Source organism: Acinetobacter pragensis (assembly GCF_001605895.1).
Classification (GTDB): domain Bacteria; phylum Pseudomonadota; class Gammaproteobacteria; order Pseudomonadales; family Moraxellaceae; genus Acinetobacter; species Acinetobacter pragensis.
On sequence record NZ_LUAW01000011.1, the window covers coordinates 168584 to 183994 of the forward strand.

Annotated in this window: 18 protein-coding genes; 16 read left to right on the forward strand and 2 right to left on the reverse strand. The window is 44.0% G+C overall.

Features of this window, described 5'->3' with window-relative positions; genetic code table 11:
* Window position 1 precedes the first annotated feature (1 nt).
* Window positions 2-859 carry a hypothetical protein gene (locus AZH43_RS03255; protein ID WP_067666549.1) on the forward strand — a complete coding sequence of 286 codons (858 nt, stop codon included), beginning with the start codon at window positions 2-4 and terminating at the stop codon, window positions 857-859.
* A 32-nt stretch (window positions 860-891) separates the two neighbouring features.
* Here the strand turns inward: AZH43_RS03255 and AZH43_RS03260 are convergent, their stop codons facing one another.
* Window positions 892-1155, reverse strand: coding sequence for a Txe/YoeB family addiction module toxin (locus AZH43_RS03260; protein WP_067666551.1), 264 nt, complete (start codon window positions 1153-1155; stop codon window positions 892-894).
* On the reverse strand, window positions 1139-1402 hold the full coding sequence (locus AZH43_RS03265; protein WP_067666553.1) for a type II toxin-antitoxin system Phd/YefM family antitoxin: 264 nt from the start codon (window positions 1400-1402) through the stop codon (window positions 1139-1141). The genes AZH43_RS03260 and AZH43_RS03265 overlap by 17 nt, the downstream gene beginning before the upstream one ends.
* A 236-nt stretch (window positions 1403-1638) precedes the next feature.
* Here AZH43_RS03265 and AZH43_RS03270 point away from each other — a divergent pair, with 236 nt between their 5' ends.
* The 15 genes from AZH43_RS03270 (at window position 1639) to AZH43_RS03340 (ending at window position 15393) form a co-directional block, all read left to right on the forward strand.
* The gene (locus AZH43_RS03270; RefSeq protein ID WP_067666555.1) at window positions 1639-3813 is read left to right on the forward strand and encodes a hypothetical protein; all 2175 of its coding nucleotides are present in this window, start codon (window positions 1639-1641) and stop codon (window positions 3811-3813) included.
* Window positions 3814-3936: 123 nt separating this feature from the next.
* Window positions 3937-4443, forward strand: coding sequence for a hypothetical protein (locus AZH43_RS03275; RefSeq protein ID WP_067666557.1), 507 nt, complete (start codon window positions 3937-3939; stop codon window positions 4441-4443).
* A 407-nt stretch (window positions 4444-4850) separates the two neighbouring features.
* Entirely contained in the window at window positions 4851-6065 is a 1215-nt protein-coding gene (locus AZH43_RS03280) for an alpha/beta hydrolase family protein (protein WP_415711223.1), read from the forward strand.
* Window positions 6066-6161: 96 nt separating this feature from the next.
* On the forward strand, window positions 6162-6935 hold the full coding sequence (locus AZH43_RS03285) for a glucose 1-dehydrogenase (RefSeq protein WP_067666685.1): 774 nt from the start codon (window positions 6162-6164) through the stop codon (window positions 6933-6935).
* Window positions 6936-7281: 346 nt separating this feature from the next.
* On the forward strand, window positions 7282-7635 hold the full coding sequence (locus tag AZH43_RS03290; protein WP_067666561.1) for a hypothetical protein: 354 nt from the start codon (window positions 7282-7284) through the stop codon (window positions 7633-7635).
* A complete protein-coding gene (locus tag AZH43_RS03295) occupies window positions 7632-7967 on the forward strand; it encodes a hypothetical protein (protein ID WP_067666563.1) in 336 nt (111 codons plus the stop codon). The genes AZH43_RS03290 and AZH43_RS03295 overlap by 4 nt, the downstream gene beginning before the upstream one ends.
* The gene (locus AZH43_RS03300) at window positions 7951-9390 is read left to right on the forward strand and encodes a hypothetical protein (protein WP_067666565.1); all 1440 of its coding nucleotides are present in this window, start codon (window positions 7951-7953) and stop codon (window positions 9388-9390) included. Before AZH43_RS03295 ends, AZH43_RS03300 begins: the two co-directional genes overlap by 17 nt.
* A complete protein-coding gene (locus AZH43_RS03305; protein WP_067666567.1) occupies window positions 9378-10007 on the forward strand; it encodes a hypothetical protein in 630 nt (209 codons plus the stop codon). The genes AZH43_RS03300 and AZH43_RS03305 overlap by 13 nt, the downstream gene beginning before the upstream one ends.
* A gap of 71 nt (window positions 10008-10078) precedes the next feature.
* On the forward strand, window positions 10079-10537 hold the full coding sequence (locus AZH43_RS03310) for a hypothetical protein (RefSeq protein WP_067666569.1): 459 nt from the start codon (window positions 10079-10081) through the stop codon (window positions 10535-10537).
* 5 nt (window positions 10538-10542) lie between these two features.
* Complete coding sequence (locus AZH43_RS03315; RefSeq protein WP_067666571.1) at window positions 10543-10740, forward strand: hypothetical protein; 198 nt, start codon at window positions 10543-10545, stop codon at window positions 10738-10740.
* Between the two features lie 12 nt (window positions 10741-10752).
* Window positions 10753-10977, forward strand: coding sequence for a hypothetical protein (locus tag AZH43_RS03320; protein WP_067666573.1), 225 nt, complete (start codon window positions 10753-10755; stop codon window positions 10975-10977).
* 75 nt (window positions 10978-11052) lie between these two features.
* Window positions 11053-11967, forward strand: a complete 915-nt coding sequence (locus AZH43_RS03325) for a hypothetical protein (protein WP_067666576.1) — start codon at window positions 11053-11055, stop codon at window positions 11965-11967.
* A gap of 2 nt (window positions 11968-11969) precedes the next feature.
* Complete coding sequence (locus AZH43_RS03330) at window positions 11970-12776, forward strand: hypothetical protein (RefSeq protein WP_067666688.1); 807 nt, start codon at window positions 11970-11972, stop codon at window positions 12774-12776.
* On the forward strand, window positions 12769-13278 hold the full coding sequence (locus AZH43_RS03335; RefSeq protein ID WP_067666578.1) for a hypothetical protein: 510 nt from the start codon (window positions 12769-12771) through the stop codon (window positions 13276-13278). Before AZH43_RS03330 ends, AZH43_RS03335 begins: the two co-directional genes overlap by 8 nt.
* Window positions 13279-13386: 108 nt before the next feature.
* A complete protein-coding gene (locus tag AZH43_RS03340; RefSeq protein WP_067666580.1) occupies window positions 13387-15393 on the forward strand; it encodes a Hint domain-containing homing endonuclease in 2007 nt (668 codons plus the stop codon).
* Window positions 15394-15411 lie beyond the last annotated feature (18 nt).

Below are 15411 nucleotides of genomic sequence, written 5' to 3' on the forward strand. Positions count from 1 at the left end.
CATGGCAGTACAATCTTATCCGCAGGAAGTTTGGGAGCGATTAAAGGCAGTGTATGAATCATCGCCTAAAATGACATGGCAGCAATTGGTTGATTCTGTCGCTGAAGAACTTGGCTGTGAGATGCCTTCCGCATCGGTTGTTCGCCGTAAAGCATTAGCTGAAAAATGGAAGAAGAGTGCTAAATCACTAGTCAAAAAGAGCGCCAGAGAACTCAATAAGGAGATCAAAAAAATGACTAGTCAAAAGACTGGTCAGAAAAACTCACAAGATGATGATAGTACAGAAGAAAATAACGCTGAAAAGAACGTCAAAAATCCGTCATTTTTACCTAATTTAACTGGTCAAAATCAGCAGAAATACAATACTTCTGACAGAGTCCATACAAACAAGCTTTCCTCAGCAACAATTATTCGAAAAAATCGCAATCGATTGGCTGATTTAGGCCAGCTTGCAGGCGATACAATTGACAGTGTGATCCATATACGTGATGAAGTGCTGCAGATCGATATAAGCGGGCCCATCACTGATGAAACAGAACGCATAATTAATAATGTAAAGTTCAAAATGGGTTTAATCAGCCAGATTGTTGAACTGAATGTGAAGCAAAGTATTACTTTGACGAACATAGCCCGGTCAGAGGCATTGTTTTGGGGTTTTGAGCTGGAAGACCTGAAAGATCAGTCCGAGGTACAGGCACGGCGTTCCGCAGTTGTAGCGGGAGCTGAGCAGAAGCTGCTTGAGGCAAAACAGGCGATGAAGGCAGGTAAACTTGCAGCATTTCAGCGTAAGCTTGAGATCATTGAGGCAGGTGAGGCTGTAGAGGAAGATAATGATGAGTTTACGATCATAAAAGAATAAAAGCCCTTACTCAAAAAAGTAAGGGCCTGTATTCATTCGTAGTGATATCGACAAGCAATTATCGTTATCTCTGCGTCTGTTGCCGCATAAACTAGCCTATGCTGTTCATCTATCCTTCTGCTCCAAAATCCCGATAAATCACCGAGTAGAGCTTCAGGTTTTCCAATACCTTCAAAAGGTGTGCGTTGGCATTCCTTTATGAGGTTATTGATTCGCTTAAGCGTCTTTTTGTCTTGGCTTTGCCAAAATACATAATCATCCCAAGCTGAAGGGGTAAAGCTAGTCTTCCGTTTCATCTAAAAGTTCTCTTTCGATTGCTTTAGATGCACGAAACTCTGCAATTGATTTTGCAAGGTGTGCTGCATTCTTTGGCGAAGATATCAAATGTAATGTTTCCATTACGCTGTTGTAGTGGTCTTGACCCATCACAACCGCATGTTGACCTTCTTTGCGAGTAATAACGGCTACATCCGCATCATCAATAACTTTGTCTAAAACGGATTTTAGATTGTTACGTGCATCTGTATATGTAAATACTTGCATGAAAAACTCCATATATCTGCTAGGCGAGAGTTTTAGTAGGTGTACAATATTCTGTACATGTTTAATTGTACAGTTTTCTGTACAGGCTGTAAAGCATCATGTCAGGGGTGTTATCTGGGGGAATTAACGCAAGATTGGGATTTGGGAGCCTGAAGAGGATGATCTACTGGAACTGAAGGCTGAGACTCATAGATATTGCCCGACAATCATCCTATGTAAAAATAGGGTGATTTTTTATGTCAAATTCTTCAAGTGGTTTGCAATATGACGAGCTTGGTTTTCTGATTGGCTTAAAACAGACTGGCCGCGATGTGGCCAAGATTGATAAAAACGTAGAGCAGATAATCAGCCTGTTGGAGCAGGCATTGAATGCCAAGGCAATTCAATATCAGCATGCATCGCAGCCTAAGCTGAGCGCATTGGCGCAGGCCTTACAGGATGCACAACGGCAGCCCATTAGTGTCGAAAGCTTGATGAAGGAGCAACGGCAGGCCACTACTGCGATGAATCAAGTGCTTGAGAAGGTTGAAGACATTGTGGCTCAAGCGGCTAAGCCTGCAGACCGTAAAACCAAGCTTAAATTACCCGCTTTTCAAAAAGAACCTATCGTCATTGATTCGCAAGAGAGTATTGCGCGCGAGTTGGGAACAGACCGCCAGCGTGATTCAAATGGCCGCTTTATTGGATCTGGCCAGCAAAGTGGAACAGCCTTAGGTAAAATTACGCAAACGATAGGTACAGCAATAGCCAATGGCTTAAACAGCTCTCCTCAGGGCGTAGACCCTACTATTGACGCCATTAATGAGGTTGCCTCTGTATTATCGCCAGTGAAGCGCGCAGCAGGCTTTATGCTGCGCCCGCTAACCGGGCTGATGAAGAGCCGCAAACGCAGTGAGCCATTGCCTAAGGAAGAGAGTGAACATAATAAGAAGCAGATTAAGATGCTGCAGCGGATTGCAGACAATCTATCATCTAAAGGTGGCCTGCTGGGCGGCATTGGTAAACTTTTGGGTACAGGTGGCAGCCTTTTAGGTGGATTGCTGGGTAAAGGCGGTAAAGGTTTAGGAAAAATTCTTAAATTCGGTAAAGGCATACCGGTTTTAGGCGCTTTACTCACAGCACTGTCATTCAGCGACTGGAAGAGCCAAAGTACTAAAGAAAAGGGCGGCACAGTAGGCAGCCTTGCAGGCGGAACAATTGGAGCTGTAGCAGGAAGTTTTCTGGGGCCCGCTGGAACCCTTATAGGCGGAATGGCTGGCGCTTGGATCGGCGAAAAGCTTGGCAGTACTGTTGCGCCGTATTTTAAGGAATGGACTGACAGTTTAAAGTCAGCTGATTTACCTAGCTTGCTTAAAAGCGGCTGGGACAGTTTTATTGATTTGGCGAAAAAGGCTTTTGACTTAACACCGGTCGGGCAGAGCGCCAATTTAATCAAAGGCGGGTACGATTGGATAAAACAGAAACTCTTTGGCAACAGTGGCGGTACATCGCTGTTATTTCGTAAACAATACGGCGGTCAGGGATTGGATGCGCCTGCGCAGTATGGCGGGGCGTCTTTAAATTCGTTTTCAGCGAGTGAATATGCACCAATATTAGATGAGATTGCACGAGGAGAATCAACCAAAGGGGCATTCGGTACATCTGGATATGATGCCGTATACAGCGGTGCGCCGATTAGGCCGCCGAAACCCATTTCACAAATGACTTTTGGTGAGGTTAAGGCTTATCAAAAGCAATTGATTAAAGCTGGCTCAAAATCGACAGGAGCAGGGCGATATCAGAATATTTGGAATAATGGTGCGTTTGCAAAAATGGCCTCACAAGCTGGATTTAAAGACAGTGATATCTACAACGCGGAAAATCAAGATAAGTTGGCAATTCATTATGCTGGCGGGAAGAAACAATTAGATGAGTGGATTAGAACTGGAAATGCGGCAGCTTTAGCAAACAAAACGTCCCAACAATGGGCAGGAGTCAAAAATGCACGTGGAGTTGGGAACTATGATGGTGATGGTTTAAATAAAGCCCGCCATGGTGGCATTGATGCAATGCGGAAGGCCAGTGAAGAGATTTTAAATAATAGGAAACAAACTGCGGGTTCAAAATCTCCAGTGAACAATCAGGCTGCATCAATCGTAAATAGTGCGAAAAATAATACGAATTCAATGCTTGCTTTAAAAACCTCTGAAACGCCTACGATTGCGCGGACAACATCCTTAGCTACATCATTTAGTGCACCTAAAATCAATACACATGTTGAGCCAGCCAAAGAATACCTATCTTCTCCAAGCCCTCAGCAAGTCGTTGTTGTAAATCAAAATAGTGGGAACATTAACCAAAATGTGAGCGATCGCTTATTAGCCCACGCTATTACTGGCGGACTTGGGATGGGGGATGTGTGGAATGGTTAATATTTTTTAATGCTTACGAGTGATTGTTCACCCGCCAATGGGTAATGGATGAGATTGGAACAGTCTGAAAGATTACTAAAATAATCATTCAAAATTGCCCTATTCATCAATAGAGCTTTTTTTATGGGCAATCTCAACCTTACAGCCATTACAGATCAAACGCCGTATATTCAAAAGATTAAAGGCGCTTTAGAAAAGGCGACAGGGCAATCGATTCCGTTGACCGAAATTAAGAAGGTACAGCGCAAAGGTGGCGTCAGTGTTGCTCCAATTATATTTTTATTTGCCGGCGGCCAAGAACTCACTCTATTTGCCCGCGCAAGTGCTGATGTGTTTAAAGCTTCGCTCAATGGCAAAGAAATTGTTCTGTCCGGTGACTTCAGTGATGACTATAAACAGACATTTGATAACGCCGTATCCGGTATTGCTCAGTTGATCCGCACCGCACAGCCGAAGATTGAGCAGCAGAATAAAAAAGAAAAAGTGAATATTCCACGGCGCAAGTCCAATAGCGTTCCTAAACAGCTGTCCGAAAAACTGGAGCAGGAAAAGCAACTGGATCAAGATGTCGCAGATATGACAGCACATCGTGATCAGCTACTGCAGCAGTTAAAGCAGGCTACCCCATAGAAAATAAGTGTCGAACTTTCGGGGTTGCTGTTCAATGAAGGGTTTTTCGAGGCGGTTTTTCTTGCCGAATGGCTAAGAGGCTTGTTTAGGGGGGGCTAATCAAAGTTGTGAAACATTGATCAAAGAACAGGCGTGGAACATGAAGAATCCATAAAAAAACCCATTCTGGAGGGAATGGGTCGAAAATAGAAATCTACAGCTTTGATTTCAAAGGGATATTATATATCATTTCGTATAACGCGTATTATGTTAATTTTAGGAAAATTTTATAATCTTTGTGAAAGTAACATAATAAAAGAAGCCTTAAATCATCACTATAAAACTTAGGCTCATACCGAATTTTTAATACTTTGTTTAGAAAACAAGATAAAGCTGATACATTAAAAATGACATTATAAAAAAGAAAGATGGTGCCAGTGATGAAAATTAAACATCCCATTCTAAAATTAGTCGTAAGCTGCCTTTGCTTAAATTCAACATATGCAATAGCCTCTCCTATCTTTCTCAATAATGGTAAAGTCCAAACGTCTAATATCTCTAGCAAAACGCCAGGAACAATCTTATCCATAAAAGAAGAGAATATCGATCTATTTACGAATGCTTCACAGCGGTTCTTAATCACTTACCGTAGTCGCGGAGTACGGTCTGAACCAATTGTGACTTCAGGATATCTCTTACTGCCTAAAGGTAAAGTTCCCCAAGGGGGTTGGCCTGTTCTTGCTTGGGCTCATGGTACAACTGGTGTAGCAGATACTTGTGCACCTTCTGGAGATTATGCCGGTGGACCAGTCCATGTCTATCAACAAATTGCCGCTAAAGCACTAAATGCCTGGCTTGCTCGTGGATATGCAGTCGTCGCTCCTGATTATCAGGGTTTAGGTACCCCAGGTGGACATCCATATATGAATGCACAAAGCCAGTTGCACACTGTCGTTGATGCTGTCCGGGCAACCCACCTTTTAAAGCCTTATAAATTTAGTAAAAACTGGTATGTAATGGGGCATAGTCAAGGAGGCGCAGCATCTTTGAAGGTTGCAGCGGATGGCCAGAAAGATGCACCTGAACTCAATTTAAGAGGTGCCATTGCACTCGCACCAGGTGGCTATCAATACCAAGGAATCGCTGAATACGTAGCAACCCATTCTCAAATTGAAACAAGTGTTGCCGCATTTTTTCCAATCGTGCTTCTGGGAGCAGAAGCAGCAGATCCTAGCATAGCTCCAGCAAATTTAGTTAGCTCAGACATGGGGGAAATTCTAAATTATGCACGTAATCGCTGTTTGTCAGAATTACAATCTGATCTAAAGACAGCACCTAAAACAGTTTTTAAACCGAATGTAAATTTGACACCTTTGACAAATTATTTAAAAAAACAGTCTATTGATAATATGACACCTACTGTGCCGACTCTAATTGTACAAGGTGATAAAGATCAGCTTGTAGATTACAGTGGTACTTATGCTTACTATCAGCAAATATGTAAGACGCAAAAACCTATTTCCTTTCACCCAGTCAAAAATGGAGATCATCGTGACTCTTTAAGACAAAGTGAATTCCTGATTGGAAGCTTTATCAATTCAGTTGAACAAGGGAAAACTGTAAATACCTGCAATTCAAAATGATACGGTAGATTTAGGATTTTGAACTCAAAATAAAGCTATGCAGTAGAAGAGTTAAATATTTCTAGTTTTATATACAAATGGAAATAAATCAAAATGATGCCACAAAGTTTATTATCACTGACGAATAAAATAGCACTTGTAACAGGCGGTGCAGCAGGTATTGGGAAAGCCAGCGCTCTTATTCTTGCACAAGCAGGCTCGGACGTTATGATTGCCGATTTAAATTTAGAAGTAGCTAAACATACAGCTGAAGAAATAAAGAAACTAACTGGACGCAACATAGAATATGTTGCATGCAATATTCTGCAAGATGATCAATTGGTCAATGCAGTGAATAAAACAATCGAAATTTTTGGTCACATTCACATCTTAGTTAACAATGCTGGAGGAGGTGGCGGTGGCCGTGAATCTCCTGATCAAATTACCATAGATACTATAGAACGTGATTTTCAGCTTAATGTGTTTGCTGCTTGGCGATTGTGTCAACTCGTCGCACCGCATATGAATAAAGCGGGTTACGGCTCAATAATAAATATCAGCTCTATGAGTTCAATTAACAAAAGCCCTGCTATGAGCGGATATGCATCATCAAAAGCAGCGTTAAATCATATGGTCGCTAATTTGGCACATGATTTTGGTCCGAATATACGTATTAATGCTGTAGGACCTGGAGCGATTCGTACCGCAGCACTAGAAAAAGTCCTGAAGCCTGAGATTGAAAAAAAGATGCTCTCCCATACACCATTGCAACGATTAGGTGAACCCGAAGATATCGCGAGAGCTGTATTATTCTTTGCCTCACCTATTTCATCATGGATTTCTGGACAAACCTTATTTGTAAATGGTGGTGGTGTACAAACACTTGATTAAAGAGTGCTGTCTAAAACCTAAAACTCTTATAACTTTAATATGAGGTGCAATCTGTATTTGGATGCATAGCAACAGGCCTAAAGTTGCTACACAGGTCTCAACTACCCACTATTTAACAAAATGGCGATTATACGCAGCCTAGGTGTGGTAATCCTCCAATAGAAAAGTAAGCTTTTGATACTCACTTAGAGACGTTCTTAGCTATTTGATATTACTGCTAGCCAGTATTTTATAAATTTTATTTAGTTCTAAAAGACTGCATAGGCGGTCTTTTTTATTGGAACAAGTACGCTGGCTGCAGTCATAAAAATCTTACCCTAAGCATAAATAGCTTTAGGAACGGGTAATGCTGAATTTTGGTTTGAATGTACTGCTGGTCTTGCTCTTTTCAATGCATGTCTATTTCGCATTTAAGGGCTTTCGTGGCAGTAAAATACACCTCATGAATCTTCTGCGTCAGGGCGTCGTTGATAACGTTTTCAGACATTCACGGAAGATTCTGTATCTGCTTTTGATCCCTGCGGTTTTGATCACCGGCATTGCCACATGGTCTTTCTATAATGTGCTGACTTTCTGCGGCGCGTCAGATCTTATTCTTTATATTATTCTGGGCACATTCACCTGTTATTCCATGACAGTGATAGCAGCATTCCTGTTCTGCAAAGTCCTGCAATTAGCAGCGCATAAGGCGGGGCTATGATTGATCGTAATAAGATACTGGCCATGCTTGATCATTGGTTCAATTCTGAAATCAATGGTTACTTTGGCTCACCTTATGGGCCAGACCTGAACAGCCTGCTGATGGGGCCCCTAGATTCGCCCGTGGCGAATGAATTTATCAACAAGATGAAGCAGGACATTCCTATTCTTCAGCAGCTCAGTGCGGATGAGCTTGCGCTCTACAGCCAAAATAAAGGATTTGAAACCAAAGTCATTTATCTTAAAGTCGGTGATGTAGCGATTAACTTAAATCAGATCCGCGACAGCCAGCTGACAATGCAGGGGGAAACATACGATGCTGACGCAAGCTGATTTTGAGGCGCGTATTGTTGCCGCGCTGGATGATTATGAAATTCAGGAACAATATAACGCGCAAGATCCATTGGTGATCCAGCAGATCCGCTCTATTGCTGCATTTCTGGCGTTGTTCAGTCAGGAAATTGATATTGCAGAGCTTGAGCCGTTTATTAAAACCCGCGACCGGTCAATTATTGCGGATGCGGCCAATAAAGGGATTCTGCCAATAGGAATGCCTGCGCAGCATATTCTGGAAGTGATCAACCGTGCAGGTAACAGCATCAGCTTAAGCCAAGGGCGCTTGATTGAAGATAACAGCGGCAGGCCATGGCGCCTGCTGCAATCTGTGACTGTATCGACAGGTGAAACTGGGGAAGTACTGGCCGAGCAGAGTGAGTACAGAGAAGTCCAATACTCTGTACAAAACAGTGAAAGTTTCCATCGTACGCAAATAAAATTGCAAGATGATTTGTCATTGGCCGGTCTTACAGTACGTGATGATCAAAACGATAATTATCTGCTTAAGAAACGCTGGATGAATGTTGCGCCTTTGGAATATGCATTCAATATAACCACGGACAGTCTGCGCCGTATCTTTATAGAATTTGGTGATGATGATCGCGCGGGATGTACGGCAAAAGCCAATCAAGTATTTACATTTGGCATTCTGGAAACATACGGCGATGTTGATATTTCACGCCTGAAAGATGCCTCACTGGCCGATGTATTCAATGCAGATGAACAGCGCGTGTCTGTACGTTTTAAGCAGGGCGGTGCAGTGCGCCAGGGTGCCGATCCGCTGAATGTTTCCGAGCTGCGGGTACTGTCCAGCTATCCTTCGCTTTATGATGAAAACGCCGTGTTTCTGGGAAACTTTGATTATTCAGTGCGGGCTAAATTTATGCCGCGCGCTTATTACTTGGCAGTATGGAATGAAAATGAGCATGACCGCTACTATGGCGCGACTTATCAAGATATCAATCATTTGCATATTGCCGTCACTGCTAAAAACAGCGCTGAACAGGCAACTCTAGAACAGGAAATTATTCAGTACATCGGCCAGCTGGATAGCCTGTATAAAGACCGGGTCCGTGTGCATGCCGTTTTAGAAAAGCCATACGCCTTGTCGTTAAATGGCCGTCTGGCAGCCGTGCATGATTTGGATGGGGTGAAGGTTCAGATTAAAGGCCTGCTGGTAGACCGCTATGGCCAAACGAAATTAAGCGCAAGCCGATGGCTGGTGAATGGCTTCAATACGCAGGAAATATCCACCCAGCTGCGGAAGAACATTACCGCCTTTCAGGACAATATCAGCGACTTTTCACTGAGCGTGCCTGCAGTCTTAAATAAACCGCATGAATGGGTGTACATCTCCAATGAAAGCATCACGCTAAAATTAGAACGAACTGCAGAGATGGGGGCAGCATGGGTACTGTAAGCTTTACTCGCCCGATTGATCAGCAAGTCAATAATCATCAGGGCTTAGAAACGGCCTTGGCCAAGGCATTTAAGCAAGTCTTTGCAGATGTCTTTGAACAGCAGGTGAAGGACATGCTGGACTATGGCTGTCCGCACTTAGGCAGCCGAACAGTCATTGAACGCTTTTCTAAGCAGGATGGCCTTGTCGTGCTGCGCCGCCCATATACATCCGATACGTTGATGCGGGTCATATATGCAAACTGGTCAAGTCTGGCCAGTGAGCGCGGTTTAGGCTTCTTGGAATTTGTATTGCGCATGATCTGGACAGATCAGTGGCAGATTAAGCGAATGTGGCATCCGATAAAAACCTATTTGAATTACCCAGCACATATTACGGTTGATGAAAAGCCAGAGCATTTCCTTACAAGCCGGCTGCGTATTTCAATTGAGGATACAGTTGATACTTCTGAAATTATTGAGCTGTCACCCATATTGCGCCGGCTTGTTCCCGCCAATGTTGTGGTAAAGGTACATTCAAAGGCTTTGGATGTTGAGTTGGGGGATAGCTCAATAGGTGTCGGGGTATATGGTCGGGTTTATCAGGTGATTGATTTCAGCGATTTGGAACTGACGTAAATATCCCAATCAGTTAAGTGTTTTTATGGAGTCACTTTAAATTGATCGTGCATATTTTTTCAGGAGTGCCCATGGCTGAAAATACAGATAAAAACTTACTGGCTATTACCGCAGATGCTGGAAGTGACCAAAATCTGATTGTTGAAGAATTTTTAGGTCACGCTAAAGCTGATTTAGATCCAGCTGTCATTGAGCAGGTACAGAACGGTGAACAGGTTGACGGCGTAACGGCGTATGCCCGCGGCAATTATTATAAAATTTCAGCAAATCCTGATTCCCCAGACTACATTGAGCCCTTTGATATTCATCTCCATTTCCAAGACGGTCCAACGGCTTTAGAAGGGGTAAACGGCGCAACAAATGAGGCGCTTTTAAAAGTGCTGATTCATCGAACTCAGATTTTAGACAGCCAATTCCCTTCAGAACATAACAAGCAGGCGATTGCAGCTATGGAAACAGCTCTGGCTGCATTTGATGCACGGACAACTGAACGGCTGACACGTGGTGTTGAAGGTCAGAAGGCGGAGTAATCATTATGAAATCTAAATTAATGAGTGTTGCCTTATTGGGTGCATTAGCATGCGGTTTAAGTGTTCCTGCGGCAGCCATTCACAGCGGATCAAACACAGATAAATCACCGTATGCCTTCACCACGAAACGCAAAGCAAATGCAAAAGCCAATAAGGTCAGCCAGAAGAAAAAGCGCCTAAATGCGCGGCGTTTAGGCCGTTAAGGAGAATTGTCAATGCTGACTAAAATCCGTTGCTGTAAAAAAGCCAATGATCAGTATGTTGATTTAGATGACATTTCATATATTGAAGTTTCCGACACTGACTATTGCGGTGGAATGCGAGGGTATGAAAGTAAATATGCCAGCGTCATTTTAGGCATGAAAAATGGTCTTACTGTGTTGCTGACAATGGAAAGAACTAAACTTGATGAGCTTACAGCACGTAAATCTCAAGTCTAATTGGAACATTGCAAAACCTATACTGCGCTGAATTGCCAAAATAGCCCTAATAATCTACTTATTGGGGCTTTTTTCATGGCTGATACAGCTCGAAAAACCAAGAAAATCACATACAATTTATTTGAGCGCGGCCGCCAGCATTCAGGTAAAAACCGCGCCAATGTTGATATGAAAGAAATGATCAGTCAGATCAATCATCCTAAAGTTCAGGAAATGATTAAGTCAGGGACTTTGTACGGCTATAACGGACATGAGATCCGCCGCCGCTACGGCATGTTTCCGCCTGAATCCGTAGTCATTGATGGGAAAGTGGTGTACTTAGAAGCTGCATTCAGAACCATTGAATCCTATGCTGATAAAAATGGTGATGTAACCCATGTAGCAGAGTTTCTCGATAATGCAGCAGGGGAACATGCCCGCAAGCAGTATCTAGCCCGTGTTGGCGGTTTCAGCTCAGCTCAGGATTACCGCCGTTCTGGACTAGGTTTAGTGCCGGTTAATTTTTATGGATATGACTATGTCACACAGCCAAACTATGTCACTAACGTAGGCGATGGCCAGCTGTTTGATGGACTGGCTGTACCTGAGCAGCAGGAAGGCCTCATTTCCTGTTTTGACAGTGCGACAGATGTTTCCCTGCTATCGCCTTCAGAAGCGATGATTGCGAATATGCTGGAACAGCAGATTGTACGTGATTTCGATAATATTCATGCACAGTTCCAGCTGTATCAGTTTAATGAGCAGGCCTTGGATCAGGTAGATATGCTTGCCGCGCAGCTGGCTAAACGTGAACAGCGAGCAGTCTTGCAGGCCCAGCGTGAACAGGATTTCTATACGGGCATGGTTGGAGAGATCCGTTCATTTGACTCTGTATGCGATGAAGCTGAGCAATTGCTGAATCAAAGTGAAATTGCGCGCATGCATATCGATGGAGAAAAGCCGAAGCGCAATGCTGCCAAGAAAGGCACTAAAATCTTTGGGTGGGGTTAATGATGAATATGCCCAAAGATCCTCAAAAATGCATTCAAGATGCCTGGTATAAAATGCTGGTCGATTTTCGGGCATGGTTCATGCCTGAAACTGTTCAGACGACAGAGTGGAAAAATCGGAATATCAGCACTGCAATAAAGTCCTGTCCAAGCCGGCTTATGGATGATTCAGAATCGATGCTGGCTGAGTACCGCAAAAGCCAAAATGCTGATGTCTCAGGCGGCGCTACGGCGTTTATGCCTATTATGCTGACAGCTACGGCATTGATTGATCAACCGCCCGATGTTAGCCAATTATTGCCGGTACCGTACTTTGTGCCGGCAGTGATCGACGAAAAGTATGTGAAGATCCGCTTAGTCGCAAAAACAGTACGAGCGCAATTGGCTTTCTATGCAACTAACTCACATGATGCGCGGTCGGTCTGCGATCAGTTCTGCACATACATGCAGGATGATGTTAAGCGCCGTATAGATGTTCCTTTTGAAATTTCCAGTACACATTCTGAATTCAGCAGCTTCACAGTTTTAGAAAACCAGTTGTTCCCATCACCGGTTCCCAGTGATGCCATCAACCTGTCTATTTTTACGATCGATGTCCAGCTGATCGGCTATGTTCCGCAGATTCTGGGACTGGGCGGGCCGAATGATAACAATACGGACAATGGTTATACCCCAGACGGATCTGCAATAGAAAAGCCATTGGACAATTCCGTAGTGATTCAAGCGGATAAGCTGGCTGAAGACGGGCATGTCCGAATTCATGCTGATAGAGATACGGGCGCCATTACAGAGGAAAACATTCATGAGTGATATGATCCGCATTGACAGCCGCGTGACCGGTTTTTCAGATGATCCTGTACGCTTGATGGCAATGTGCTATCAGGACACAGGCGAAATCCTGCTGCAAAAGACGGAGATCTACACAACGTTAGCAGTGCCGCCGGATTTACGAAAAAATACGGTGGTTGTAACTGATTCACCCAATTTAATTAAGAATTGGCAGTTGAAATTTGACGCGCAGCAGCATCTTGAAGAAGTGATCCGCATTTACCAGGCAAGCTATCGCGGTGGGCTGGTCGAGTTTGAACCGTCAATTGCGCGGTACAATCCGATGAACATTCTTCAGGTGCGCAAAATTGATAAGCGGGGCATGCAGCAAGAGTTCGACAGCAGTTCGCTTGATAATGGGCACATTGCAGCGCTGCTGGCAATTTGGGCAAGCCATAAGATAGCGACAGGGTACGGAGTGATGTCGAATCAAGTGCAGAAAGTGGATGATATCGATCCGACGATGTTGCCGTTTAGTATTTAAAGCACTTAAGTGCTCTGCACATTGCATGGCGCGGCATTTTGGAACAGCTGTAAAACATTAAATTTTAAAAACTTAGAATAAAAATTATAATTCTTCTTCCTATTTTCAATGGCACTCCAACCTCTTAAAGAAATCCCTGAATGGTGGGAACTCTGCACCCGCTACCGCTATGACATTTATGCCTTTGCGGTCGAAGCGCTGGGCATTACACCAACATGGCAGCAGGAACTTTTATTTGAGTCAATTGCCTTTGACGGCAGCCGCACATCTGTAGCATCCGGTCATGGCTGTTTTGGTAAAGGCACAAAGATCCGCTTAGCAAATGGCAAGTGGAAGCGTGTTGAAAAAATAACAATTAAAGACGCCGTACTGGGAAGTGACGGCATTACACCGAGGGAAGTGATCAGCACCGTTACAGGCTGGCAGGATCTCTACCGCTTTGAATATGAAAATGGCAAAAGCCATGTCTACAACAAGTCACACATCCTTTGTTTAATTTCACTTGAAACCAAAAACGGCTGGAAAGCCGGCGATACCATGGAAGTTTTGGTTTCTAAATGGCTGGAATGGCCTGAGGAAACTAAACGCCAATTTGCTGCCTACGAGCTGAAGCATAAGAAATACATCCCAGTACGCATTGAGCGCGCCGTATCACTGGGAGAAGGCGAGTATTTCGGCTTTATGCTGGATGGTGATTCAACTTTCCTCACTGCTGACGGCATGGTGCATCACAATACAGGCAAAACCGCTTCGGCAGGGGTCGTTGCACTCTGGCATCTGCTGTTCTTTGATGAATCGATCATGATGTTTACTGCCCCGCAAATTGGGCAGCTGAAAAAACAGGTATGGAAAGAAATCAGCATTAACCTGGCGCGGCTTAAAAATGGCCCGCTGGCTTGGCTGGCTGATTATGTCGGTTTCCAGTCTGAACTGGTTTACATCAAAGGATCAAAAGAAAAGTGGTATGTCTTTGCCAAGACGGCTCCAAAACATCAGCCGACTAACCTTGCAGGGAACCATGGCGACAATTACATGGTTTGGGTGGATGAGGCCAGCGGTGTAGCGGATGAAGTTCTGGATGTTGCATTTGGTGCCTTAACGCACGAAGACAACCGTGCGGTAATGACTTCACAGCCTACCCGTAATGCGGGCATGTTCTATGAAACACATCATACGTTGAGCCACCGCTCTGGCGGTGTGTGGACTGCGCTTACATTCAACGGTGAAGAATCTCCGCTGGTCAGTAAGCAGTCTTTAGCGGAACAGCGCCAAAAGTACGGCAGCCGTGATGATCCTCAATATCAAATTCGTGTTTTAGGTCAATTCCCAGACCGTGCCGATGAATTCCTTATAACCAAGCGCCAAGCAGAAGATATGTACTGCGGCGCTTCAATATTTACTGAGCACATTTTTGGCTATGTGATCACGGTCGATGTCGGCGGCGGTGTAGGCCGAGACGATTCTGTTATTGCTGTATCTAAAGTTTGGGGTGAAGCGCAATGGGGGGATCGGGCGCGGCGGGTTGAAGTGGTTGATATACCGCTTTGCAAGAATAGAGATGATATTACTGAGCTGTTCGCAAAAATTCATGAATGCATTTTGAAATATCCGAATGCCACGCTGGTTGTCGATGACAATGGCGCCGGCAAGGGCTTAGGCCAGCTGCTGAAGAAAAACGGCATCTGGTATATGCCTGTGCATTGGGGCGGCGCATGCTTCAATAATGACAACCGCAAAGAGTATGTGAATAAACGCGCTTTGGCCTATGTGGGTCTTTACCGGGCGGTAGAGCAGGGCCGGTTTAAAATTAAAACCATTAAGTTCAAAATTAAGGTACAGGCTCAGATTATTAAGATCCCTTATACATTCGATGAGCACAGTCGCTATAAGATTTTCAGTAAGGATGAAATGAAACGCATGGGGATTAAATCCCCCGATTTAGGTGATGTTTTCGCCTTCTTATTTTTGGAAAATGTGTTCTATACCGAAGCGTATGAAAATGTTGCTGTCTTGGATGAAAGTCCAGAGGCGCAGGAGCAGGCAGCAAGAAAATCACGTTTCAGTCAGCTGAAAGAAGCCGCGGAAAAAGAATTTGGAAAAGATGGGAATAAGTAAAAGCCCCGCTATTTGGAA

Excerpts from the sequence above, each read along its gene's own strand:
- AZH43_RS03255 (WP_067666549.1), top strand. The coding sequence starts at position 2 with ATGGCAGTACAATCTTATCCGCAGGAAGTTTGGGAGCGATTAAAGGCA.
- AZH43_RS03315 (WP_067666571.1), top strand. The coding sequence starts at position 10,543 with ATGAAATCTAAATTAATGAGTGTTGCCTTATTGGGTGCATTAGCATGC.
- AZH43_RS03275 (WP_067666557.1), top strand. The coding sequence starts at position 3,937 with ATGGGCAATCTCAACCTTACAGCCATTACAGATCAAACGCCGTATATT.
- AZH43_RS03310 (WP_067666569.1), top strand. The coding sequence starts at position 10,079 with ATGGCTGAAAATACAGATAAAAACTTACTGGCTATTACCGCAGATGCT.
- AZH43_RS03300 (WP_067666565.1), top strand. The coding sequence starts at position 7,951 with ATGCTGACGCAAGCTGATTTTGAGGCGCGTATTGTTGCCGCGCTGGAT.
- AZH43_RS03340 (WP_067666580.1), top strand. The coding sequence starts at position 13,387 with ATGGCACTCCAACCTCTTAAAGAAATCCCTGAATGGTGGGAACTCTGC.
- AZH43_RS03305 (WP_067666567.1), top strand. The coding sequence starts at position 9,378 with ATGGGTACTGTAAGCTTTACTCGCCCGATTGATCAGCAAGTCAATAAT.
- AZH43_RS03285 (WP_067666685.1), top strand. The coding sequence starts at position 6,162 with ATGCCACAAAGTTTATTATCACTGACGAATAAAATAGCACTTGTAACA.
- AZH43_RS03325 (WP_067666576.1), top strand. The coding sequence starts at position 11,053 with ATGGCTGATACAGCTCGAAAAACCAAGAAAATCACATACAATTTATTT.
- AZH43_RS03335 (WP_067666578.1), top strand. The coding sequence starts at position 12,769 with ATGAGTGATATGATCCGCATTGACAGCCGCGTGACCGGTTTTTCAGAT.
- AZH43_RS03270 (WP_067666555.1), top strand. The coding sequence starts at position 1,639 with ATGTCAAATTCTTCAAGTGGTTTGCAATATGACGAGCTTGGTTTTCTG.
- AZH43_RS03260 (WP_067666551.1), bottom strand. The coding sequence starts at position 1,155 with ATGAAACGGAAGACTAGCTTTACCCCTTCAGCTTGGGATGATTATGTA.
- AZH43_RS03295 (WP_067666563.1), top strand. The coding sequence starts at position 7,632 with ATGATTGATCGTAATAAGATACTGGCCATGCTTGATCATTGGTTCAAT.
- AZH43_RS03290 (WP_067666561.1), top strand. The coding sequence starts at position 7,282 with ATGCTGAATTTTGGTTTGAATGTACTGCTGGTCTTGCTCTTTTCAATG.
- AZH43_RS03265 (WP_067666553.1), bottom strand. The coding sequence starts at position 1,402 with ATGCAAGTATTTACATATACAGATGCACGTAACAATCTAAAATCCGTT.
- AZH43_RS03280 (WP_415711223.1), top strand. The coding sequence starts at position 4,851 with ATGGTGCCAGTGATGAAAATTAAACATCCCATTCTAAAATTAGTCGTA.
- AZH43_RS03320 (WP_067666573.1), top strand. The coding sequence starts at position 10,753 with ATGCTGACTAAAATCCGTTGCTGTAAAAAAGCCAATGATCAGTATGTT.
- AZH43_RS03330 (WP_067666688.1), top strand. The coding sequence starts at position 11,970 with ATGAATATGCCCAAAGATCCTCAAAAATGCATTCAAGATGCCTGGTAT.